The organism is Leisingera sp. ANG-M7, from assembly GCF_000813965.1.
In the GTDB taxonomy this organism is placed as follows: Bacteria; Pseudomonadota; Alphaproteobacteria; order Rhodobacterales; family Rhodobacteraceae; genus Leisingera.
Genome location: NZ_JWLI01000016.1, coordinates 103,261 through 124,334, shown reverse-complemented (window position 1 = coordinate 124,334; position 21,074 = coordinate 103,261). Strand labels below are relative to the sequence as shown.

At 64.0% G+C, this 21,074-nt stretch carries 20 protein-coding genes; 13 read left to right on the top strand and 7 right to left on the bottom strand.

The features are described 5' to 3' along the window. Positions 1-579: 579 nt before the first annotated feature. Genes pgeF through lgt form a run of 3 tightly spaced genes read right to left on the bottom strand, consistent with a single transcriptional unit; the run spans position 580 to position 3,295 of the window. Positions 580-1,335: a peptidoglycan editing factor PgeF gene (pgeF, locus tag RA26_RS17310; RefSeq protein WP_039185743.1), complete on the bottom strand. Its 756-nt coding sequence runs from the start codon at positions 1,333-1,335 to the stop codon at positions 580-582. Beyond that, positions 1,332-2,399: a class I SAM-dependent methyltransferase gene (locus RA26_RS17305; protein WP_039185739.1), complete on the bottom strand. Its 1,068-nt coding sequence runs from the start codon at positions 2,397-2,399 to the stop codon at positions 1,332-1,334. Before RA26_RS17305 ends, pgeF begins: the two co-directional genes overlap by 4 nt. Further along, positions 2,396-3,295, bottom strand: coding sequence for a prolipoprotein diacylglyceryl transferase (lgt, locus tag RA26_RS17300; RefSeq protein ID WP_039185737.1), 900 nt, complete (start codon positions 3,293-3,295; stop codon positions 2,396-2,398). Before lgt ends, RA26_RS17305 begins: the two co-directional genes overlap by 4 nt. 97 nt (positions 3,296-3,392) lie before the next feature. Here lgt and RA26_RS17295 point away from each other — a divergent pair, with 97 nt between their 5' ends. Beyond that, positions 3,393-3,638, top strand: coding sequence for an accessory factor UbiK family protein (locus RA26_RS17295; RefSeq protein WP_039185735.1), 246 nt, complete (start codon positions 3,393-3,395; stop codon positions 3,636-3,638). 248 nt (positions 3,639-3,886) lie between these two features. Next, positions 3,887-4,438: a 2OG-Fe(II) oxygenase gene (locus RA26_RS17290; RefSeq protein WP_039185733.1), complete on the top strand. Its 552-nt coding sequence runs from the start codon at positions 3,887-3,889 to the stop codon at positions 4,436-4,438. Between the two features lie 45 nt (positions 4,439-4,483). Here the strand turns inward: RA26_RS17290 and RA26_RS17285 are convergent, their stop codons facing one another. Continuing rightward, positions 4,484-5,194 (bottom strand): glutathione S-transferase family protein, encoded by a 711-nt coding sequence (locus RA26_RS17285; RefSeq protein WP_039185730.1) that lies wholly within the window; start codon positions 5,192-5,194, stop codon positions 4,484-4,486. Positions 5,195-5,262: 68 nt separating this feature from the next. Beyond that, the gene (gene sigZ / locus RA26_RS17280; RefSeq protein WP_039185728.1) at positions 5,263-5,805 is read right to left on the bottom strand and encodes an RNA polymerase sigma factor SigZ; all 543 of its coding nucleotides are present in this window, start codon (positions 5,803-5,805) and stop codon (positions 5,263-5,265) included. A 109-nt stretch (positions 5,806-5,914) separates the two neighbouring features. On the opposite strand from sigZ, the gene RA26_RS17275 reads away from it, so the two are divergent. The 5 genes from RA26_RS17275 (at position 5,915) to RA26_RS17255 (ending at position 9,930) form a co-directional block, all read left to right on the top strand. Next, on the top strand, positions 5,915-6,991 hold the full coding sequence (locus tag RA26_RS17275; RefSeq protein WP_039185725.1) for a DUF2652 domain-containing protein: 1,077 nt from the start codon (positions 5,915-5,917) through the stop codon (positions 6,989-6,991). 296 nt (positions 6,992-7,287) lie between these two features. Beyond that, positions 7,288-7,788, top strand: coding sequence for a YbjN domain-containing protein (locus RA26_RS17270; RefSeq protein WP_039185723.1), 501 nt, complete (start codon positions 7,288-7,290; stop codon positions 7,786-7,788). A 40-nt stretch (positions 7,789-7,828) separates the two neighbouring features. After that, positions 7,829-8,644, top strand: a complete 816-nt coding sequence (proC, locus tag RA26_RS17265) for a pyrroline-5-carboxylate reductase (protein WP_039185721.1) — start codon at positions 7,829-7,831, stop codon at positions 8,642-8,644. Then, a complete protein-coding gene (locus tag RA26_RS17260; protein ID WP_039185719.1) occupies positions 8,637-8,975 on the top strand; it encodes a tRNA-binding protein in 339 nt (112 codons plus the stop codon). The genes proC and RA26_RS17260 overlap by 8 nt, the downstream gene beginning before the upstream one ends. Position 8,976: 1 nt before the next feature. After that, entirely contained in the window at positions 8,977-9,930 is a 954-nt protein-coding gene (locus tag RA26_RS17255) for a 2-hydroxyacid dehydrogenase (RefSeq protein WP_039185717.1), read from the top strand. Between the two features lie 37 nt (positions 9,931-9,967). On the opposite strand, the gene RA26_RS17250 is transcribed toward RA26_RS17255, so the two are convergent. Next, on the bottom strand, positions 9,968-10,573 hold the full coding sequence (locus RA26_RS17250; RefSeq protein ID WP_039185716.1) for a thymidine kinase: 606 nt from the start codon (positions 10,571-10,573) through the stop codon (positions 9,968-9,970). A gap of 372 nt (positions 10,574-10,945) precedes the next feature. On the opposite strand from RA26_RS17250, the gene RA26_RS17245 reads away from it, so the two are divergent. The 3 genes from RA26_RS17245 (at position 10,946) to RA26_RS17235 (ending at position 13,351) form a co-directional block, all read left to right on the top strand. Beyond that, positions 10,946-11,410 (top strand): hypothetical protein, encoded by a 465-nt coding sequence (locus RA26_RS17245; protein WP_039185713.1) that lies wholly within the window; start codon positions 10,946-10,948, stop codon positions 11,408-11,410. Further along, positions 11,403-12,131, top strand: a complete 729-nt coding sequence (gene arsH, locus RA26_RS17240) for an arsenical resistance protein ArsH (protein ID WP_039185710.1) — start codon at positions 11,403-11,405, stop codon at positions 12,129-12,131. Before RA26_RS17245 ends, arsH begins: the two co-directional genes overlap by 8 nt. A gap of 500 nt (positions 12,132-12,631) precedes the next feature. Next, positions 12,632-13,351 (top strand): trypsin-like serine peptidase, encoded by a 720-nt coding sequence (locus RA26_RS17235; protein WP_039185708.1) that lies wholly within the window; start codon positions 12,632-12,634, stop codon positions 13,349-13,351. A gap of 183 nt (positions 13,352-13,534) precedes the next feature. Here RA26_RS17235 and carB read toward each other — a convergent pair whose 3' ends face one another. Continuing rightward, positions 13,535-16,891: a carbamoyl-phosphate synthase large subunit gene (gene carB / locus RA26_RS17230; protein WP_039185706.1), complete on the bottom strand. Its 3,357-nt coding sequence runs from the start codon at positions 16,889-16,891 to the stop codon at positions 13,535-13,537. Between the two features lie 201 nt (positions 16,892-17,092). Here carB and RA26_RS17225 point away from each other — a divergent pair, with 201 nt between their 5' ends. From RA26_RS17225 to aspS, 3 genes are all read left to right on the top strand, one after another. Next, positions 17,093-18,244, top strand: coding sequence for an aminodeoxychorismate synthase component I (locus tag RA26_RS17225; protein WP_039185704.1), 1,152 nt, complete (start codon positions 17,093-17,095; stop codon positions 18,242-18,244). Next, positions 18,187-18,840 carry an aminotransferase class IV family protein gene (locus tag RA26_RS17220; RefSeq protein WP_039185703.1) on the top strand — a complete coding sequence of 218 codons (654 nt, stop codon included), beginning with the start codon at positions 18,187-18,189 and terminating at the stop codon, positions 18,838-18,840. Before RA26_RS17225 ends, RA26_RS17220 begins: the two co-directional genes overlap by 58 nt. 349 nt (positions 18,841-19,189) lie before the next feature. Beyond that, a complete protein-coding gene (gene aspS, locus RA26_RS17215; protein WP_039185701.1) occupies positions 19,190-20,974 on the top strand; it encodes an aspartate--tRNA ligase in 1,785 nt (594 codons plus the stop codon). The last annotated feature ends 100 nt before the right edge of the window (positions 20,975-21,074 follow it).

The window sequence follows — 21,074 nt, the reverse complement described above, 5'->3', positions numbered from 1 at the left end:
GCAAACTGGTTAATGCACTGGTCTATTCAGTATGGGGGAGGGCGGCGCAGCGCCGGCAGGCGGCTTTTCAGGCCGGTTGGATGCCCCCTTGGCGGCTGGCCGGGCTGGCGCAGATGCGCCAGGGGTGGCCGCTTTGGGGGCATCCGTCCCCGGCGTTAACCCAGTTTCCGCGCTGATCCCTGAAGGTGCGCCTGGCCGGAGCGGCGGCGGGCACATCCCCAGGGCAGGGGTGCGGCTTCGCTCCTGGCGGAGCGGATGATTGAGGCAATGAAGCGCTTGTTCATTTTCATGGTCAGTCTGTCCTTCGCCCGGCAGGTCCGCCCGTCGTTGCGGGCGGCTGCAGTTTTTTTCTTGTCTGACCTGTTTATGGGTAACCTTTGCGCCCTGAATATGACCCGCACAGGGCATTTTCGGTCCTGCTGCGGAAGCATCTGCCGCCGTGCACCGCGGAGCAGTGTTTCGTTATGCGTCTGAATTTATTCGCAAAACCGAGGCGTGCCGGGAGGATTTCCGCCGCGGAAACAGCGAATGCGGCGAATTTTAATAAAATCCGCCACAATTGAGGTGGTTAACGGAAGCTTAAAGTCGGATGCAAGAGATCAGGCGGCCGTAGTCGGCCTCTTTCGCGTGGGTTGCACGGCGGAAGGAGAAGAACTTCTCTGCGTCGGAATAGGTGCAGTGGCGGCTCCACTCGGCTGCGCCGATGCCTGCCTGGCGCAATTTGTACAGGCCAAGTCCAGGCAGGTCGAAAAGGTAGCGGTCGCCTTCACCGTTGGCGAAGAAACGGGCGTAGGCATCGTCCTGCATCATGAAGTCGTCAAAGAACTCCGGGCCGACCTCATAGGCGCGCTGGGAAATTGTCGGGCCGATCACCGCTGCGGTGCTGCCGCGGCTGGCGCCGAGATTTTCCATCGCGTCCAATGTGGCCTCCAGCACACCGTCCAGAGTGCCGCGCCAGCCAGCGTGGGCGGCACCGATGACGCCGGCTTCCGGGTCGCAGAACAGCACGGGCTGGCAGTCGGCGGTCAGGATCGAGAGAGCAATGCCCGGCACATTGGTGACCATTGCGTCTGCTTTAGGGCGCTCTTGCGAGGGTTCGGTGACCACCTGCACATCGGCGCTGTGGACCTGGTGCACGGCGCTGAGGTGTTCTGGTGGCACATCCATCGCGACGGCCACGCGGTTGCGGTTGATCTGCACTGCCTCGCGCTGATCGGTGGAGCCGAGGCCGCAGTTCAGGCCGCGGTAGATGCCGGAGGAAGCGCCGCCCTTGCGGGTGAAGAACCCGTGCCGCACCGGGCCAAGCAGATCGGACGTGAGAATTTCAAGCGTCATGGGTTCAATCCTGGCGGAGGGGCGGCCTGCGAAGGATAGAGGCCGAGCACTTTGAACAGGTTTCCCATTTCATCGGGGTGCGTCAACCGCCGATGTGCGGCGATCAGGGTTTCCAGACCATCGCCCTGAAGGGGGGCGGCCAGGGCGCGGGCGCGGTCGGTGATGCCGAGCCGCTCCAGGAAAACCCCCTGCGGGGTAAGGCGGGTAAAGGCGCAACCGGCGGTTTTTGCGGCCAGTGCCAGTGCCTCGAAGTCCACATGCGCGGTCAGATCGGCCTCTCCCGGTGTCTGCAGCGGATCGGCGGGTTCATGCGCGCGCAGGGCCTGCAGGGTATCCCCCAGTGCCCGCCAGTCGCCGTAGTCGGCGATCAGCGCGGTGCCGCCATGGGCAGCGATTCGGGTGGCGATGGCGTGCAGGATGGGGGCGGCGGCCTCGCACAGTTCCACCAGATCCCCCTCGCGGGTGTCTGCCAGCCGGTGGTCCAGCGCGGGCTGGGGTGCGGCAGGGCTGAGGCCGAAGGCAAGCGCGCCGTCCTGCAGGCCGATGCGCTTTTCGCTCCAGCCGTCGCCTGCGCGCAGGAACTGGCGGATGGGCAGGGCGTCGAAAAACTCGTTTGCCACCAGAAACAGCGGCTGATCGGGCAGGGCGTTCACGCTATTCAGCCACTGGGGTGCGTAGCCTTCCAGCGCCTTGGCCTGGGCAGCGCGCAGGGGTGGCGAAGCCTCGATCAGGTGGATCTGCATGGCGGCGTGGAAACCCGGCACGCCGCGGGTGGCGCGCAGCAAGTCCGCCATCAGGGTGCCGCGGCCCGGTCCCAGTTCGGCGAGGGTGAAGGGCGCAGGCGATCCCTGACCCAGCCAGGCCTGGGCGAGGGAAAGACCAAGGAGTTCGCCGAACATCTGGCTGATTTCCGGCGCGGTGGTGAAATCACCCTTGGCGCCCAGCGGGTCGCGGGTGGTGTAATAGCCGAACTGCGGATGCAGCAGGCAGTCGGCCATGTAGTCGGCCACTGACATCGGGCCATCGGCGCGGATGCGGGCGGTCAGGTGGTCCTCAAGGCTCATGCCGTGCTCCGGGCCGCGCGGCGGGCGCGGATCAGGAACCAGAGACCGATGGCGATCATCGGCAGCGACAGCGCCTGGCCCTGGGTGAGGCCGATGCCGTCAATGTGCCAGGCCAGACCCAACGGGTTGCCGGGGGTGACGAACTGGGCGTCCGGCTGGCGGAAGAATTCGACAATGAAGCGGGCGAGGCCATAGCCCGCGAGGAACACGCCCATGAGGCGGCCCGGGGTGTGGAAGGCGCCGTGGCGCCAAGCAAGATACAAGAGCAGGGCGCCGAGGATCAGCCCCTCCATCAGCGCCTCATAAAGCTGCGAGGGGTGGCGGGCGCAGAGCTCTCCCAGCGCTTGGCCGCAGTCCTGTGCCGCCTGCCCGGGGAAGGCAACACCCCAGGGCAGATCGGTCGGGCGGCCCCAGAGTTCTGCATTGATGAAGTTCGCCAGCCGCCCCAGCAGCAGGCCAGGCGCGACGGTATGGGCGACGAGATCGGCGATTTGCAACTTTGGGATGTTGTGGCGCGCGGCATAAATCAGGGTTGCTACGATCACACCGATGAGGCCGCCGTGAAAGGCCATTCCGCCCTGCCAGATCTTCAGGATCTCCGCAGGGTTCGCTAGGTAATAGGCCGGCTGGTAGAACAGCACAAAGCCAAGGCGTCCGCCAAGGATCACGCCGAGGATGATCCAGGTCAGCAGATCCTCCACCTGTTGCGGTTTCATCGGCGGCTGGCTGGCGGGCCACAGCGCGGGGCGGCGCAGCGCGGCCACGGCCAGGCGCCAGGCGATGACAATGCCCGCGATATAGGCCAGCGCATACCAGCGCAGAGCAAATTCGAACGAGCCGAGGGAGATCGAGAAAATCTCGGGCGAGAGGTCGGGGAATTGGATCATGGCCTGCATGGGCGTCTGAATGCCTTTGGTCCTTGGGGGAAGTCAACGGCTTGCAGCCGCGCGCGCGCTTCCCCATATAGGGATCAACCCCGAGACGGAGAAGAACATGCAGACCCGCAATAAGATCCTGGACGATATTTCGCAGCTGATGACCAATGCGATGGGCGTGGCCCAGGGGGCCAAGGATGAGGCGGACATCGCGCTGAAGGGCATGATCGACCGCTGGCTGGCCGACCGGGATTTCGTCACCCGCGAGGAATTCGACGCTGTGCGCGCGATGGCCCAGAAAGCGCGCGAGGAAAACGAGGCGCTGAAGGCCCGTCTGGACGCGCTGGAGGCGGCGCAGAAGTAACCGCGCCTGTCTGGTGCTGAGCGCGCCTGCTGCGGAGTGATCTGCAGCGGGCTTTTTTGTGCCGCGTGATCGCAGAGTGGAACGGGCGCGCGGATCGGCGTGCGGCGGCGGCCTGCATCCCGTGCATAGCTGACCTGCGGGCCTGCGGGCAAAAACAGGTCGCTTTCCGCCTGCGGGGTCGAAAACTGCGCAGCGGTTTGCGGGCCGGGCGGTACATGCTGCCACAGCTTCATCAGAGGGATCACAGCATGGTGTCTGTCTATACGGTGCCGGGGGCGTTCAGCACGCAGGAATGCGCCGAAATCATTCGCAAGGCGGAAGAGGCGCCCGACAGCGAGGCGCTGCTGGTGGGCCAGACCCGCGATCACAACCTGCGCCGCGGCAGCGTGGTGTGGCTGGACGATGTGCCGGGCACCGGCTGGGTGATGGACCGGCTGATCTCTGTGGTGCGCCGCGCCAACAAGGAGCGGTTCGGCTTTGACCTGCGCGAGTTTGCAGAAAGCCCGCAGGCGGCCAGCTACAAGTCCGAGAACGGCGGTCATTTCGCCTGGCACTCCGACATCGGTGACGGGCCGGTTGCGGGCAAGCGCAAGCTGAGTCTGGTGGTGCAGCTGTGCAAGCCCGGGTCCTATGACGGCGGCGATCTGGAGATCATGCCGGGCGCCCATGTGGTCGCTGCCAGCCGGGTGCAGGGCAGCGCCACTGTGTTCCCGAGCTTCCTGCTGCATCAGGTGACGCCGGTCACCCGCGGCACCCGCAAGTCGCTGACCGTCTGGGCGCACGGGCCGGCCTTCCGCTGAGCCTTGGGCCGGCCGGCGAATGACGCCGACCGGCCGGTCAGGTGCTTAGCCGCAGCAGCCGCTGCTGGCGGCCGCCTTTTGCTCCGCAGGCGCTTCGTTCAGGTTGGCGCCGCGGCCCAGCCATGTGCGGTCTGCAAGATAAAAGTCAGCGAATTTCTGTTCGAAGTCCGCCGGTACTGACTTTTGCGGGACGGCGCTGGCCAGCAGCGCCTGCTGCCAGGCTTTGACCTTGGGGTAGGCGGCCAGCATGTCGTGGCCGCTGTGCTCTGCAACAATGGCGGCGCGGTGCAGCAGCGGCAGCCAAGCGATATCGACGTTGCCAAGCGCCCGGCCCGCAAAAAACGGCCCGCTGTCCAACTGGGCCTCCGCTTTTTCAAAGGCCTTTGCGAGTTTGGCGCTGCGCTCCGCCCAAGTTGCCCTGTCCGCGCTTTGCATGGCGGAGCATTGCACCAGGTAGTGCTTGCTGGCCTGATAGCTCCAGGCGCGGTTCAGGGCGCGCTGTTCGGGAGACAGGCCGGGCTGCAGCGGGGCGGAGATCTCGTCCAGGTATTCGGTGATGGCGTCGGATTCAAACAGCGCGGTCCCGCCTGCTGTCACCAGCAGCGGCACCTGGCCGGTAGGGGAGATGTCGAGGAACCACTGCGGTTTGTCGCTGAGGCTGATGTAGCTGATCTCATAGGGCAGGCCCTTGGCTTCGAGCAGGGCCGTTACCCGCTGCACAAAGGGGCAGATCTTGAAGCTGATTATACGGATCATCGTGTTGTCCTTTTTCCGATGGTTTCGCCCTGTAAGACGCGCGCCACGGGAAAAAGACGAAGGTCAGCCTAACATTTTCTGCAAGTATCTGACTTTTGGTCGTATTCCGCGATGCTGCCGCGGGCATCCAGCGAGAAGTTGCAGCAGTCCTCGAAGGCCTTGCGCAGTTCCTTGCGGCCTTTTTGCAGCCGCGACTTGAGGGTGGAGTAAGGCAGGCCCTGCTGATCGGCGTAGTTTTGCTGGGACATGCCTTGCAGGTCGATGGCGGTCAGCATGCGGGCGGTTTCCGCAGGCAGAGACTGGATGAACGGTTCAACGCAATGCTCCAGGTCCTGGCGCACTGCGGGATCATCGCTGGTGTACCAAAGGTCGTCCGGGTGGACGGATTTGGCGCGGGCGCCTTTGCGGTAATGGTCGATGATCGTGCGCTGGGCGGTCTGGAACAGCCAGGGTTTCAGCTTGGCGCTGTCTTCCAGTGCGGGCAGGCCGGTGAAGACCTTGATCGAGATCTCCTGCAGCAGGTCTTCGGCATCTTCGGGGTTTGAAACCCGGGAGCGCAGGAAGGCACGCAGGCGGCTGCGGTACTGGGGCCAGATGTCTTCGATGGTCATTTCCGGGCCTCCGCAAGGAGATATGCGCAAATTTTGATGTGTTCTGTTATACTGGCGGGGGATGCCGGTGCAACCGGCGCCCATGTGTGTTGAGCGGGGGATGGGAACAATGACGGCACAAAACGGCTATATGCTGATAGCGGATATTTCCGGGTACACCCAGTTTCTGACCTCATCTGAACTGGACCACGCCAATCCGATCCTGCAGTCGCTGCTGCAGGCGGTGGCGGAGCAGGTTGGCGCGCCGCTGCACTTCTGGAAGCTGGAAGGCGACGCGGTGCTGGCCTATTCATCCCGGGCTGAGCTGGTCTCCGGCGATCTGCTGCTGACGTTTTGCGAGAATCTGTACAATGCCTTTGCCGAACGGCGGCAGGATATCGTCGCCAACACCACATGCCCCTGCCGTGCCTGCGCCAATGCGGGCGGGCTGGATCTGAAGGTGATCGTACACTACGGCGCCTTTGAGGAGATGCAGGTGGGGCCGGTCAAGGATCTGTCCGGGGCCGATGTGATCCTGGTGCACCGGATGACCAAGACAGAGGCTGCGGCGGAAACCGGGGTGCGCAGCTACGCGCTGTTCAGCGATGCGGCGGTGCAGGAGATGCAACTGCAGGCAGCGATGCAGCCCTATTCGCAAGCCATCGAGCATTTCGGCGATGTCACCATGCAGGTCTATGACCTGGCCCGCGCCTGGGAGCACTTCCGCGCCGGGCAGGCGCGGGATTTCCTGGAGGAGGCCGACGGGGTCTGGACCTACCGGCGCCGGTTCGACGCTGCGCCGCAGCTGGTCTGGGAAGCACTGACCGCGCCGGAGTTCAAGCTGCGGTGGATGGATCAGGTCAGCGCGATGCGGATGGAGAACCCGCAAGGCCGCTTGGGGCCGGGATCGGTTTATCACTGCGCCCATTCTCTGGCGGAGTTTGTGTACAGGATCACGGACTGGCAGCCGTTTGAGTATTTCTCCACCCGGATCAAGGATCCAGGCCGCGAAGGCATCGAACTGCCGGAGACGTACCAGCTGACGCCGGACGGGGACGGGACCGCGCTGCGCTATACCATCGGCCGGGCCTATGACACTGCGGGCAACCGGTCGGAGGTGTCAGAGCAGGAGGCAGTGGGGTTCCTGTCGGAATTCTGGCCGGTGTCCTTTGACGCGATGGAACCGCAGGTGTCGCGGCTGTCCTGATCCCGGCAATTCGCAAGGTGCAGATCAGGGCACAAAATACAGGGCCCGGGCGGTTGTCCGGGCTTTACCTTTGCAGCCGCCCGTTTCATAGTCGTGCAGCCGGCATTTAGGGGGCTGTGGATTGTTCATCCACAAGTTATTGCAGATATCCCCAAAATAAAGGGTTGCCAGATCACCTTTTCGGCTCCACCATATCTAGTATGGGAGCGGGGATGCCTCCCCGGCCCATAGCACAAAAACCTAGCTATAGGGTGCCTATGTGCCCTGATGTGCTAGGCAAAAAGAGAGGTGGCATCATGGCACTATCCGAGCTTCACCTGGAAGAAGACGTCCATCCGATCGACATCGTTGAGCATCTGGCGTCGCACCACGACTGGGACTTCGACAGGGTCGGGGACGATCAGATCGCGATGTCCGTGGAAGGGCAGTGGCGCACCTATTCGCTGACCTTGGCCTGGTCGGGCTATGAGGAATGCCTGCGGCTGGTCTGCAGCTTTGAGATGGAGCCGCCGGAGGCGGAGCTGCCGCGGCTGTATGAGTTGATAAACAGCATGAACGACCAGTGCTGGGAGGGCTCCTTCACCTATTGGGCAGACCACAAGCTGATGCTGTTCCGATATGGTCTGATGCTGTCCGGCGGCCAGATGGCCAGCCCTCAGCAGATCGACGCGATGCTGAATGCAGCTGTCGCCAATGCGGAGCGCTACTATCCGGCGATCCAGCTGGCGGTCTGGGGCCAGCGCAGCCCGCAGGAGGCGATGCAGGTCGCCATTGCAGAGGCCTACGGCCGGGCGTAAACCTGTGCCCTGAACCTGACACCAAGGGGAGGGGCGAAACATGGATATGCAGGATATCGCTGCACGCGGCCTGGTGCTGCTGGGCTGCGGCAAGATGGGATCGGCGATGCTGGCCGGATGGCTGGAGGGCGGACTGCCCGCATCCTCGGTCTGGGTGATTGACCCGTACCCGTCGGACTGGCTGAAGGGCACCGGCGTTCAGATCAACGCAGAGCTGCCCGCGGCGCCGGGAATCGTCCTGATCGCGGTGAAGCCGCAGATGATGGGCGAAGCACTGCCCACGCTGCAGAGCTACGGCAACGGCTCCACACTGTTTATCTCGGTGGCGGCAGGCACTTCGATCGCAACCTTTGAGGATGTGCTGGGCGCGCAGTCACGGATCGTGCGGGCGATGCCGAACACGCCGGCCGCCGTCGGTCGCGGCATTACCGCTCTTATCGGCAACGCCCATGCGGGCGATGCCGATCTGGATCGCGCCGAGGGGCTGCTGCAGGCCGTGGGTCAGGTTGTGCGGCTGGACAGCGAGGGCCAGATGGATGCGGTCACCGGCGTCAGCGGCTCCGGTCCCGCTTATGTGTTCCACCTGATCGAAACCCTGGCCGCCGCGGGCGAGGCGCAGGGACTGCCCGCCGAACTGGCGATGCAGCTGGCCAAGGCAACTGTTGCGGGCGCCGGCGCGCTGGCAGAGGCGGCAGAGGAAAGCCCCAGCCAGCTGCGCATCAATGTGACCAGCCCCAACGGCACCACCCAGGCCGCTTTGGAAGTGCTGATGGATGATGACGACGGCTTTCCGGCGCTATTGAACCGGGCTGTGGCGGCGGCGACCAACCGCTCCAAGGAGCTGTCGCATGGCTGAGATCAATTTCGACGACTTCATGAAGGTTGACATCCGCGTCGGCGAAATCATCCGTGCGGAGCCGTTTCCCGAGGCGCGCAAGCCGGCAATCAAGCTCTGGGTCGATTTCGGGCCGGATATTGGCGTAAAAAAGAGCTCAGCGCAGATTACGGCGCATTACATGCCGGAAACGCTGGTGGGCAAGCAGGTTCTGGCCGTCGTAAACTTCCCGCCGCGGCAGATCGGCAAGTTCATGTCAGAGATCCTGGTTCTGGGCCTGCCGGATGAAAACGGAGAGATATTCCTGGCGGGCCCCGATGGACAGGTCCCGCTGGGCGGGAGGATGCACTGAAATGAAAATCTGGATTGCGCGGCCGATGACGGCAGCGGTCACGGCACGGGCGCGGGAGGCGTTTGCCGATCTGGAAATCCGCGAGACCAATGCGGTGATGAGCGAGGCGGAGATGCTGCGCGCATTGTCCGAGTTCGACATCGTGGTCCCGACGCTTGGCGACAAGTTCACGGCAGAGATTTTTGCCAAGGCGGGCACGCCCCGCTGCAAGCTGCTGGCCAATTTCGGCGTCGGCTACAACCATATCGACGTCGAGGCCGCGCGGGCGGCCGGTGTCGAGGTGACCAACACGCCCGGCGCGGTGACCGATGCCACCGCCGATATCGCGATGACGCTGATCCTAATGTCGGCGCGCCGCGCTTCCGAGGGCGAGCGGATGCTGCGCAAGGGCGATTGGGAGGGCTGGCACCCGACCCAGATGCTGGGGCTGCACGCCACCGGCAAACGCGTCGGTATCGCGGGCATGGGCCGCATCGGCCAGGCGATTGCGCGGCGCTGCCATTTCGGGTTCGGCATGGATGTGTCTTATGTGGCGCGTTCCCCCAAGGAGCTGGACTTCCCGGCGGACCGGGCCGAGAGCCTGATTGCCATGGCGGGCGAAGTGGATTTCCTGGTGGTGGCGGTGCCGGGCGGGCCTGAGACCACGCATCTGATCAACGCCGAAGTGCTGAACGCCATGCAGCCCCATGCGCATCTGATCAACATCGCCCGCGGCGAAGTGGTGGAGGAGGCGGCGCTGATCGAGGCGCTGCAGAACCGCCGCATCGGCGGCGCGGGTCTGGACGTCTATGAGTTCGAGCCCAAGGTGCCGCAGGCGCTGATCGATCTGGACAACGCGACCCTGTTGCCGCATCTGGGCACCGCGACCGAGGAAGTGCGCAGCAACATGGGCCATATGGCGCTGGACAATGTCGCGGCCTATCTGGCCGGGGCTGAATTGCCAAACCGGGTTTAAGCCGAGCTGGTCGTGCGGCCGGAATGATGCAGCCGCCCTATGGGGCGGCTGTTCTGTCTTTGGGGGTATCGCCCACCGCCTCGCGCCAATGACGGCGGCAGAGCGAGACATAGGTTTCATTGCCGCCGATCTGCACCTGGTCGCCCTCGGTCAGCACCTGGCCCTGATCATCCTGGCGCACCACCATCGTGGCCTTCTTGCCGCAATGGCAGATAGTGCGCACCTCGCGCATCTCGTCGGCCAGCGCCAGTAGGGTGGCGGAGCCGGGGAAAAGGTTGCCCTGGAAATCCACCCGCAGCCCGTAAGCCAGTACCGGCACCCGCAGGTCATCGACCACGCGGGCCAGCTGCCAGACCTGTTCCGGCTCCAGGAACTGTGCCTCATCGACAAAAATCGCGGCCAGCGGGCCGCGGGCCAGGCGCGCCTCGATACGGGCATAGAGGTCGTCGCCGGCAGAGAACATGTCCGCTTCCTCGCCGATGCCGATGCGTGACGCGATTCTGCCGGTGCCTGCGCGGTCGTCCAGACGGGCGGTGAGCAGGTAGGTTGCCATATGGTTTTCGCGGTAATTGTGCGACGCCTGCAGCAGCACCGTCGACTTGCCCGCGTTCATGGTGGAATAGTTGAAATAGAGCTTGGCCATGGCGGCGGGTTTACCCGCATGGGGGCGCCGGGGAAACCGGATTCTTGGACGGTGCGGCGGATCAGCCGGGGCGCAGGAAGGCCCCCCGGGGCAGACGCGGCCAGGGTGGAACAAAACCCTTTTTGGCGGCCAACGCCATTTGCCCCGGAGAGCACAAGTTCCGGGCAGACCAATTACCCTGAAAGGCAGGACGTCACTCACCCATCCTGCTTTGCACTGGACAACAGATGCCAATTGCACCATGTCACTTGCTAAATCCCTGAAAACCTGAGGGATGGATAAGGTATCGCAATTCCTCTACAACTCGGATATGGGAAATTAACTGGTTCGTTCCCCATGGGGGCACGGCGGGTCAAGCCAGGCAGGAAATTTATGGCGGAAATCGGGACGTATCTGAAAAAGCACACCGAGGCGCTGGTCAAGGATGTGGGCATTGAAGCTGCCTGCCAGATCACCGGCAAATCCAAGGCCACATTGGGCCGGTATTATTCGGACAATGCCGAACATGCCGACCGGTTCATGCCGGTGGATGCTGTGGCCAAGCTGGAAAGCGCGGCCTCCTATCCGCATGTGACCTCGGCGCTGGCGGATCTGAAGAACATCACGCTGTCCTACAATGGCAACGGCAGTGCCGAGGAAACCGGCCGCAGCGGCGGCGTCAATTCGGATGTGATTGCCCTCAGCCAGCGGTTTGCGCAGCTGATGTGCGAATACCAGGCCGCGATGGAAGACGGCATCATCACCGTGAACGAGGCCAAGCGCCTGCTGCGCGAAACGGTGCTGCTGCAGCAGGTGCTCTTGGACATGAAGCTGCACCTGGAAGAAGAAAGTGCCTGACAGCCCTGACTTGAGCGATCTGCCCGGAATAGCGGCGGATCAGCTGCATCCGGTTGACGTGGGCTTGCTGACTGCACCGGGTGATCCGCGCCACCCGCCGCGCATCCTGCTGCTGTACGGCAGCCTGCGCGAGGTGAGCTATTCCCGCAAGGCGGCAGAGGAGGCGGCACGGGTGCTGCAGGCCTTGGGTTGCGAGACGCGGATATTTGACCCCTCCGGCCTGCCGCTGCCTGATGATGCAGGCGCGGCAGAGCACCCCAAGGTGGCAGAGCTGCGCGAGCTGGCGGTCTGGTCCGAGGGCATGGTCTGGTCCAGCCCGGAGCGCCACGGCGCGATGACCGGCATCATGAAGCTGCAGATCGACTGGCTGCCGCTGTCCCTGCAGGGCGGCATCCGCACCACCCAAGGCAAGACACTGGCGGTGATGCAGGTGTCGGGCGGGTCGCAAAGTTTCAATGCCGTCAACCAGATGCGCATCCTCGGCCGCTGGATGCGGATGCTGACAATCCCGAACCAAAGCTCGATCCCCAAAGCCTGGCTGGAGTTCGAGGAGGGCGAGCGCCTGCCCGACGGCCCGTTCTACCGCCGCCTGGTGGATGTGATGGAAGAACTGGTGAAATTCACTTGGCTGGTGCGCGGACGCAAGGATTACCTGACGGACCGCTATTCCGAGCGGATCGAAAGCGCCGAAGAGGTGCACAAGCGGGTGTCGCAGAAATAAGCGGGGCGCGTTTGCCTGCAACCAAACTCACTGAGCCCCGTCAGTGCCGGGGCTTCATCGTTTCGGATCGTTCAAGACGGATGCAGGAGAGCTGTCCGCCTCCTTGCTCGCCTCATGGGTGCGGGCGGGCAGTTAAGCAATTGGGCGGTATGGATGCTGCTCATTAGCGGGTTGTTAAGGCTCATTTGCGCCGCAAATGGGCCGCTGTGTTACCGGCGGCTCTGGAAAATCCGCAAAACCAGCGAAAACCGCGGATTTTCCTCCTAACGAAACAGTTCGGATTTTCGCGTGTTTTTCAGGGGTTTTTCCGAAATTTGATGGCACCCGTTAAGTAAATAAGGCGTTTACGCGCAGCGGCAGAGGCAAAACGGTTGCCTGTTAAGAGTCTGTTAACCCTGTCTTATTCTGCACATCTTTCTGCCCGCGCGCCACCTCAGCAGGCCCCATTCCAGCCTCACAGCTCACCGACATTGGCGATGTGGGAACATGGAGTGAGTAAAATGAGACGACTACTGGGAATTGCCGCTGTCGTAGCCGTTGCCGGCCTGTGCAGCTCAGGCGCCGCCGCCGCAGGGGGGCAGGTGGCCGCAGTACAGACGGTCCCGGGCTGGCAGGCGGTGGGCCGTCTGAACATCGGCGGGCGTGCGATGTGCACGGCCACGCTGATTGCGCCTGATCTGGTCCTGACCGCGGCCCATTGCATGTTCGATATCCGCAACGGCCGCAAGGTGAATCCGAACAGGATCAAATTCGAGGCAGGCCTCAACGGCCGCCAGTCCAAAGCCGCGCGCAAGGTGGCCAAGGCGGTGATCCATCCCGGCTACCGCCATGGCCAGACCAGCCAGTTCCAGACCGGCACCGACATTGCCGTGCTGCGCCTGGACCGGGCGATCAGCGGCGATGTTGTCCGCCCGCTGTCACTGGCGGCTGCACCGCAGAAGGGCGCGCATGTGGACGTGATGTCCTATTCGCACAGCCACGCCACCTCACCCCGGCTGCAAAGCGCCTGTCAAGTGATTGCGGCGCGCCAGAGCTCGGTCATTACCACCTGCCGAGTGGATTACGGCGCCTCCGGCTCTCCGGTGCTGCAGACGCGGCCCGGGCGGCTGCCTCAGCTTGTGTCGGTGATCTCCTCCAAGGCGCGGATGAGCGGCAGGGGGGTGTCGCTGGCAGCGCCGCTGGGGCATGAGCTGCAGGCGCTGATCCGTCAGGCGGGCTGAGTCAGGCCTGAGTACAGATACTGTTGCTGCCAGAGCGTGGCATCAGAATGCGAAACAGCCCCGCTTGGTTCCCCCGGGGCTGTTTCCATGTCCGGCGGCAAGGCCACACCGCAAAGCAAAAAGCCCCGGGAATTCCCGGGGCTTTTCTGTTTCAATCCGTGACGGCAGGGCGTCTGCGGGGGATTACCCCTGCAGCGACTTCACCTCGACGTCCCCTTCGGCCTGCGCCTTGATCGCACGCGCAGCGGCGTTGGAACCGGCCGCGGTGGTGAAGTAAGGGATCTTGTCATAAAGCGCGACCGAGCGCATTTCCTTGCTGTCTTCAACGGCTTGCGCGCCCTCGGTGGTGTTCATCAGCAGCTGGACGTCGCCGTCCTTCAGCATGTCGATCACGTGCGGTCGGCCCTCATAGACCTTGTTGACCAGATCACAGGCGACACCCTGGCTGTCCAGCCAGGACTGTGTGCCGCGGGTGGCGACCAGGGTGAAGCCCTGCTCGACCAGGATCTGCGCCGCCTCCAGCATCAGCTTGCCCTTGTCAGCGTCCTTGATCGAGATGAAGGCGCGGCCCTTGGACGGCAGCACCATGCCGGCGCCCATCTGCGCCTTCAGGAAGGCGCGGGCAAAGGAGCGGTCCCAGCCCATGACTTCGCCGGTGGAGCGCATTTCCGGGCCGAGGATGGTGTCGACGCCCGGGAAACGGGCAAACGGCAGCACCGCTTCCTTGACCGAGAACCAGGGCATGTCCGGATCGGCCAGGGTCATCGGGTCGGCGATCGGCGTGTTGACGTCATAGCCGGCATCGGGGCCGTAGGGCGGCCGCATCGGGAAGTTGGTGAGCGGCTCGCCGGCCATCACGCGGGCGGCGATGGAGGCGATGGCGCTGTCGGTGGCCTTGGCCACAAACGGCACGGTGCGCGAGGCGCGCGGGTTCACCTCGATCAGGTAGATCTCATCGTCCTTGATCGCAAACTGCACGTTCATCAGGCCGACCACATTGAGCGCCAGCGCCAGGGCGTTGGTCTGGACCTTGATCTGCTCGATCATGTCCTTCTCAAGCGAGTAGGGCGGCAGTGAGCAGGCACTGTCGCCGGAGTGCACGCCGGCCTCCTCGATGTGCTGCATGATGCCGGTGACGTGCACGTCCTTGCCGTCGCACAGCGCGTCCACGTCCAGTTCCACCGCGCCGGCCAGATAGCTGTCGAGCAGCACCGGGCTGTCGCCGGAGACCACCACCGCCTCGGCGATGTAGCGCTTGAGCTGGTCCATGTCGCGGACAATTTCCATCGCCCGGCCGCCCAGAACATAGGACGGGCGGATCACCAGCGGGAAGCCGATTTCACCGGCGATTTCCAGTGCCTGTTCGTCGGTGGAGGCGATGCCGTTCTTCGGCTGCTTCAGGCCCAGCTGGTTGACCAGCGCCTGGAAGCGCTCACGGTCTTCGGCCAGGTCGATGGCGTCGGGCGAGGTGCCCAGGATCGGGATGCCCTCGGCCTCCAGCGCATTTGCCAGTTTCAGCGGGGTCTGGCCACCGAACTGCACGATGACGCCGTGCAGGGTGCCGTTGTCCTGCTCGACCCGCAGGATTTCCATCACATGCTCGAACGTCAGCGGTTCGAAATACAGCCGGTCCGAAGTGTCATAGTCGGTCGACACGGTTTCCGGGTTGCAGTTGATCATGATGGTTTCATAGCCCGCGCCGGTCAGCGCAAAGCAGGCGTGGCAGCAGCAGTAGTCGAACTCGATGCCCTGGCCGATCCGGTTGGGGCCGCCGCCGAGGATGACGACTTTCTTCTTGTCCGAGGGGCGCGCCTCGCATTCGACGTCGCCGAATGCCGGGGCCTCGTAGGTCGAGTACATGTAGGGCGTTTGCGCCTCGAACTCGGCGGCGCAGGTGTCGATCCGCTTGAACACGGCGTTGACGCCGGCGGCGCGGCGGGCCTTGCGGACGTCGGATTCGCTTGCGCCGGTCAGCTTGGCGAGGCGGGCGTCGGTGAAGCCCAGCATCTTGAGCGCGCGCAGGCCGGCTGCGTCCGACGGCAGGCCACCGGTGCGGATTTCGGCCTCGGCCTCGACGATTTCGCGGATGCGTGCCAGGAACCAGGGGTCGAACTTGGTGACCGCCTGGATTTCGTCGTCAGACAGGCCGTGCCGCATCGCCTGGGCGATGGTGCGCATCCGGTCGGGGGTCTGCTGGCCGATCGCCTTGATCACCGCGGCCTTGTCGCCTGCGGGTTCCCACGCACCGGCGCCGACGCCGTCGATCATCACCTCGTCAAAGCCGGTCAGGCCCGATTCCATCGAGGCCAGCGCCTTTTGCAGTGATTCATGGATGGTGCGGCCGATGGCCATCGCCTCACCCACAGACTTCATCGCGGTGGTCAGATACGGCTCGGAGCCCGGGAACTTCTCAAAGGCGAATTTCGGGATCTTGGTGACGACATAGTCGATGGTCGGCTCGAACGACGCGGGCGTCACCTTGGTGATGTCGTTGTCCAGCTCATCCAGGGTGTAGCCCACCGCCAGCTTGGCCGCGATCTTGGCGATCGGGAAGCCGGTCGCCTTGGAGGCCAGCGCCGAGGAGCGGCTGACCCGCGGGTTCATCTCGATCACCACCATGCGGCCGTCGGCGGGGTTCACCGCCCACTGCACGTTGGAGCCGCCGGTCTCGACGCCGATCTCGCGCAGCACGTTGATCGAGTGGGTGCGCATGATCTGGTATTCTTTGTCGGTCAGCGTCAGCGCCGGAGCGACGGTGATCGAGTCACCGGTGTGCACGCCCATCGGGTCGACGTTTTCGATGGAGCAGACGATGATCGCGTTGTCCGCCTTGTCGCGGACCACTTCCATCTCATACTCTTTCCAGCCCAGCAGGCTCTCGTCCACCAGGATCTGGTTCACCGGCGAGGCATCCATGCCGGAGCGGCAGAAGTGGATGTAGTCGTCACGGTTATAAGCCACACCGCCGCCGGTGCCGCCGAGGGTGAAGGCCGGGCGGATGATTGCGGGCAGGCCGATCTCGTCCAGTGCTTCCAGCGCGATGCGGACGCCTTCGTCCAGGTCGGCGGTGCCGTTTTCGCGCTTGGGCGCGGTGACGATGGTGGCCTTGGGGTTTTCAATGCCCAGACGGTCCATCGCTTCGCGGAACAGCTTGCGGTCCTCGGCCATCTCAATGGCATCGCGCTTGGCGCCGATCATCTCAACGCCGAATTTCTCCAGCACGCCCATTTCTTCCAGCGCCAGCGACGTGTTGAGGCCGGTCTGTCCGCCCATGGTCGGCAGCAGCGCGTCGGGGCGCTCTTTCTCGATGATCTTGGCGACAACCTCGGGCGTGATCGGCTCGATATAGGTGGCGTCAGCCAGGCCCGGGTCGGTCATGATGGTGGCCGGGTTGGAGTTCACCAGGATGACCCGGTAGCCTTCTTCGCGCAGCGCCTTGCAGGCCTGGGCGCCGGAGTAGTCAAACTCGCAGGCCTGCCCGATGACGATGGGACCAGCACCGATGATCATGATCGACTGGATGTCCGTTCTCTTGGGCATGGCAGGCTTCCTTTGGTTTTTCGCGCGAGCAGGCTTTGAATCACGGGCGCTGGCGTGCGCCCAAATTGTCCTGCGTTATAGGGACCGCGCCGAAAGGTTCAAGGGGTATCGGAAACGGAATTGGAAATGCCGCATCCACCCCTTTTGTTCGCATAGCGAACAGATATATGTGGGGGCAAGAAACTCGCGGAGGTTTTTTCAGTGCGGATTCGCTTTGACCGGGGCCCCAAGGGGGCTGGCACATGCTTTGACCAGCCGCTGCGCATGATCCGCGCGGACGGGCCGGAAGAGGTGCCTGCCGCGCTGGCGGCGCTGGATTCGGCGCGGAACGCCGGGCACTGGCTGGCGGGCTATGCGTCTTATGAGCTGGGCTACGCACTGGAGCCGAAACTGGCGGCACGGATGCCTGAGGGGCGGCGGCTGCCGCTGATCTGCTTCGGGGTTTATGAAGAACCGCTGCAATCAGACACAGAGGGCAGCGCCCGGCCGCGGGGGAGCGATGCGGGTCTCGAGGGTATTACCCCTCGTTGGGGCCAGGAGCGTTACACTGAGGCCTTCACTGAGGTGAAACGCAACATCGGCAAGGGTGACATCTATCAGGCCAACCTGACCTTCCCGATTGATGCACAGGCCTACGGCACCTCTGAGGAGCTTTATGCCGCGCTGCAGGCGAAACAGGCGGTGGGCCACGGCGTTCTGGTCGAACAGGACGGGCTGCCGGACCTGTTGTCGCGCTCTCCGGAGCTGTTCTTTCGCACCGATGCAGATGGTGTGATCGAAACCCGTCCGATGAAGGGCACCCAGCCCCGCAGCGACGATCCGGTCGAGGACGCCCGCCGGCGCGACTTCCTGCGCCAGGATGAGAAGAACCGCGCCGAAAACCTGATGATCGTCGACCTCTTGCGCAATGACATCAGCCGCGTGGCGCAGACCGGCTCGGTGCATGTGCCGGAGCTGTTTGCGGTCGAGAGCTATGCCACCGTTCATCAGATGGTCTCGCTGGTGCGGGCGAAATTGCGGCCTGATGCCGGCCTGGCGGCTATATTTGCAGCGCTGTTTCCCTGCGGCTCCATTACCGGGGCGCCCAAAATCCGGTCGATGGAGATCCTGGCAGAGCTGGAACCCTGGGCGCGCGACATCTATTGCGGCACCATCGGCTGGGCGGCGCCGGATGGATCGTCCGAGTTCAACGTGGCAATCCGCACCCTGATGCTGGAAGACGGCCGCGCGACGCTCAACGTGGGCGGCGGCGTGGTCTGGGACAGCACCGCGGAATCAGAATATGAGGAAGCGCTATGGAAAGCCCGGTTCGCCCGCGTGACGCCATCCAGAACGATCCCGCTTTCCGCCTGATCGAGACGCTGGGCTGGCATCCGGGCGAGGGGTTCCGGCACCTGCAGCCGCATCTGGCCCGGATGGCGCGCAGCGCGGCGGCGTTTGGCATTCCTTTCGATCCTGATGCGGCGCGGGCGGTTCTGGCCGGGGCCGCCGGAGATGCACCGCTGCGCTGCCGGCTGACACTGGATGCGGCTGGCCAATTGGAACTGACCACGGGACCGCTGGGAAACAACCCGTCTGAATGGCGCCTCGGCATCGCGGAGACACGGCTTGATGCGGATGACCTCTGGCTGCTGCACAAGACCACCCGCCGCGCGCTCTATGATACTGCGCGCGCTGCGCTGCCGGCGGGAGTAGACGAACTGCTGTTCCTGAACCAGCGCGGCGAGGTTTGCGAGGGCACCATAACCAATCTCTTTGTGACCTGTTCTGACGGCCGGATGGTGACGCCGCCGCTTTCCTGCGGCCTGCTGCCGGGTATTCTGCGGCAGGTGATGCTGGAGCGTGGAGAGTGCCGGGAGGCGGTTCTGGGTCTGCGGGACCTGAAACGTGCGCAAGCCATCCACATGGGCAACTCGCTGCGCGGGCTGATCCCGGTACGGCTGGTCTGACAGGCAGTGCTCCCGCGCACAATAGGCCCCCTGGCTGGCGCCAGCGGGCCGTTGTCCTTGGGCCCGGCAGCGCACCTGTCGGTGCGCTGCATGCCGCGCCGCAGGCGCGGCGCCCGGCCCAACGCTGAAGGTCCCGTCGCGGCAGCGGCGGGGCTGGGGGGGGCGGGAGATCCCCGATAGCGTGCGGAACCGCCGATTTCAGGTGTTCGTCCGTGCTGAAATGGCCCTGTTTGCTTGACAAGCGCGCTGCAACCTTGTGTACCACCCCGGACGAATTCCGCGCCCTTTTGCGCATTTCCCGAATGACGGTCCCCAAGGACCCGCGACCCGCATAACGAAAGGCCGAGCCATGCACGCCTACCGCAGCCACACCTGCGCCGAACTGAACAAATCCAACGTCGGTGAAACCGTCCGCCTGTCGGGCTGGGTGCACCGCGTCCGCGACCACGGCGGGTTGTTGTTCATCGACCTGCGCGACCACTACGGCGTCACTCAGGTCATGGCTGACCCGGACAGCCCGGTCTTTGCCGAAATTGAGAAGGTCCGCAGCGAATGGTGCATCCGCATCGACGGCAATGTCATGGCCCGCGACGAGAGCCTGGTGAACCCGAAAATCTCCACTGGCGAGATCGAGGTCTTCATCCGGGACATCGAAGTTCTGGGCAAATCCGAGGAACTGCCGCTGATGGTCTTCGGCGAGCAGGAATACCCCGAGGAAACCCGCCTGCGCTACCGCTACCTGGACCTGCGGCGCGAGAAGATGCAGAAGAACATGGTGCTGCGCTCCAACATGATCCAGTCGATCCGCAAGCGCATGTGGGACATCGGCTTCAACGAATACCAGACCCCGATCATCACCGCGTCGTCGCCCGAGGGCGCGCGCGACTTCCTGGTGCCGTCGCGGCTGCACCCGGGCAAGTTCTACGCGCTGCCGCAGGCGCCGCAGCAGTTCAAGCAGCTGATGATGGTCTCGGGCTTTGACAAGTATTTCCAGATCGCGCCCTGCTTCCGCGACGAGGACCCGCGCGCTGACCGCTCGCCCGCGGATTTCTACCAGCTCGACATGGAAATGTCCTTTGTCACACAGCAGGACGTGTTTGACACCATCGCGCCGGTGATGGCGGGCGTGTTCGAGGAATTCGGGCAGGGCCGCAAGGTGGACGCCGCCGCCGACTGGCCGCAGATCTCCTACAAGGATGCCGCCAAATGGTACGGCACTGACAAGCCCGACCTGCGCAACCCGATCAAGATGCAGGACTGCTCCGAGCATTTCCGCGGCTCGGGTTTCGCGATCTTCGCGAACCTTCTGGAAAACGAAGGCACTGAAATCCGCGCCATCCCGGCGCCGACCGGCGGTTCCCGCAAGTTCTGCGACCGGATGAACAAGTTCGCCCAGGGCGAAGGCCTGCCGGGCATGGGCTATATCTTCTGGCGCGACCAGGGCGAGGGGATCGAGGCCGCAGGCCCGCTGGCCAAGAACATCGGCCCGGAGCGCACCGAGGCGATCCGCCAGCAGCTGGGCTTGGGTGTCGGCGACGCGGCCTTCTTCCTGGGCGGCAAGCCGAAGGCGTTTGAAGGCGTCGCGGGCAAGGCCCGCACTGTGATCGGCGAGGAGCTGGGCCTTATCGACAAAGACCGCTTCGCCTTTGCCTGGATCGTCGACTTCCCGATCTACGAGAAGGACGAGGAAACCGGCAAGATCGATTTCGAGCACAACCCGTTCTCGATGCCGCAGGGCGGCATGGACGCGCTGCTGTCCGACCCGCTGGCGGTCAAGGGCTACCAGTACGACCTCGCCTGCAACGGTTATGAGCTGGTCTCCGGCGCGATCCGGAACCACAAGCCGGAAATCATGTTCAAGGCCTTTGAAATCGCCGGCTACGGCGAGGATGAAGTCAAGAAGCGCTTTGGCGGTATGGTCAACGCCTTCCAGTACGGCGCCCCGCCGCACGGCGGCTGCGCGGCCGGCATCGACCGCATGGTGATGCTGCTGGCCGATGAGGCCAACATTCGCGAGGTCATCATGTTCCCGATGAACCAGCGCGCCGAGGATCTGATGATGTCGGCGCCTTCCGAGCCGTTGAGCGAGCAGCTGATGGAGCTGGGCCTGCGGGTGATCCCGCAAGATCAGTAACCGCTGCCAGAATCTTTTAAGGAGGCCCGGGCAAATGCCTGGGCCTTTTCATTTGCCGGTGCGTGCTGCCGGAACTTTGTGAGGGTTCCCGCCCGGGAAA

Excerpts from the sequence above, each read along its gene's own strand:
- RA26_RS17260 (WP_039185719.1), top strand. The coding sequence starts at position 8,637 with ATGGCTGAGATCAATTTCGACGACTTCATGAAGGTTGACATCCGCGTC.
- pgeF (WP_039185743.1), bottom strand. The coding sequence starts at position 1,335 with ATGACGCTTGAAATTCTCACGTCCGATCTGCTTGGCCCGGTGCGGCAC.
- proC (WP_039185721.1), top strand. The coding sequence starts at position 7,829 with ATGGATATGCAGGATATCGCTGCACGCGGCCTGGTGCTGCTGGGCTGC.
- RA26_RS17290 (WP_039185733.1), top strand. The coding sequence starts at position 3,887 with ATGGTGTCTGTCTATACGGTGCCGGGGGCGTTCAGCACGCAGGAATGC.
- RA26_RS17245 (WP_039185713.1), top strand. The coding sequence starts at position 10,946 with ATGGCGGAAATCGGGACGTATCTGAAAAAGCACACCGAGGCGCTGGTC.
- RA26_RS17295 (WP_039185735.1), top strand. The coding sequence starts at position 3,393 with ATGCAGACCCGCAATAAGATCCTGGACGATATTTCGCAGCTGATGACC.
- RA26_RS17220 (WP_039185703.1), top strand. The coding sequence starts at position 18,187 with ATGGAAAGCCCGGTTCGCCCGCGTGACGCCATCCAGAACGATCCCGCT.
- RA26_RS17275 (WP_039185725.1), top strand. The coding sequence starts at position 5,915 with ATGACGGCACAAAACGGCTATATGCTGATAGCGGATATTTCCGGGTAC.
- RA26_RS17250 (WP_039185716.1), bottom strand. The coding sequence starts at position 10,573 with ATGGCCAAGCTCTATTTCAACTATTCCACCATGAACGCGGGCAAGTCG.
- RA26_RS17285 (WP_039185730.1), bottom strand. The coding sequence starts at position 5,194 with ATGATCCGTATAATCAGCTTCAAGATCTGCCCCTTTGTGCAGCGGGTA.
- RA26_RS17305 (WP_039185739.1), bottom strand. The coding sequence starts at position 2,399 with ATGAGCCTTGAGGACCACCTGACCGCCCGCATCCGCGCCGATGGCCCG.
- RA26_RS17235 (WP_039185708.1), top strand. The coding sequence starts at position 12,632 with ATGAGACGACTACTGGGAATTGCCGCTGTCGTAGCCGTTGCCGGCCTG.
- carB (WP_039185706.1), bottom strand. The coding sequence starts at position 16,891 with ATGCCCAAGAGAACGGACATCCAGTCGATCATGATCATCGGTGCTGGT.
- aspS (WP_039185701.1), top strand. The coding sequence starts at position 19,190 with ATGCACGCCTACCGCAGCCACACCTGCGCCGAACTGAACAAATCCAAC.
- RA26_RS17255 (WP_039185717.1), top strand. The coding sequence starts at position 8,977 with ATGAAAATCTGGATTGCGCGGCCGATGACGGCAGCGGTCACGGCACGG.
- RA26_RS17270 (WP_039185723.1), top strand. The coding sequence starts at position 7,288 with ATGGCACTATCCGAGCTTCACCTGGAAGAAGACGTCCATCCGATCGAC.
- lgt (WP_039185737.1), bottom strand. The coding sequence starts at position 3,295 with ATGCAGGCCATGATCCAATTCCCCGACCTCTCGCCCGAGATTTTCTCG.
- sigZ (WP_039185728.1), bottom strand. The coding sequence starts at position 5,805 with ATGACCATCGAAGACATCTGGCCCCAGTACCGCAGCCGCCTGCGTGCC.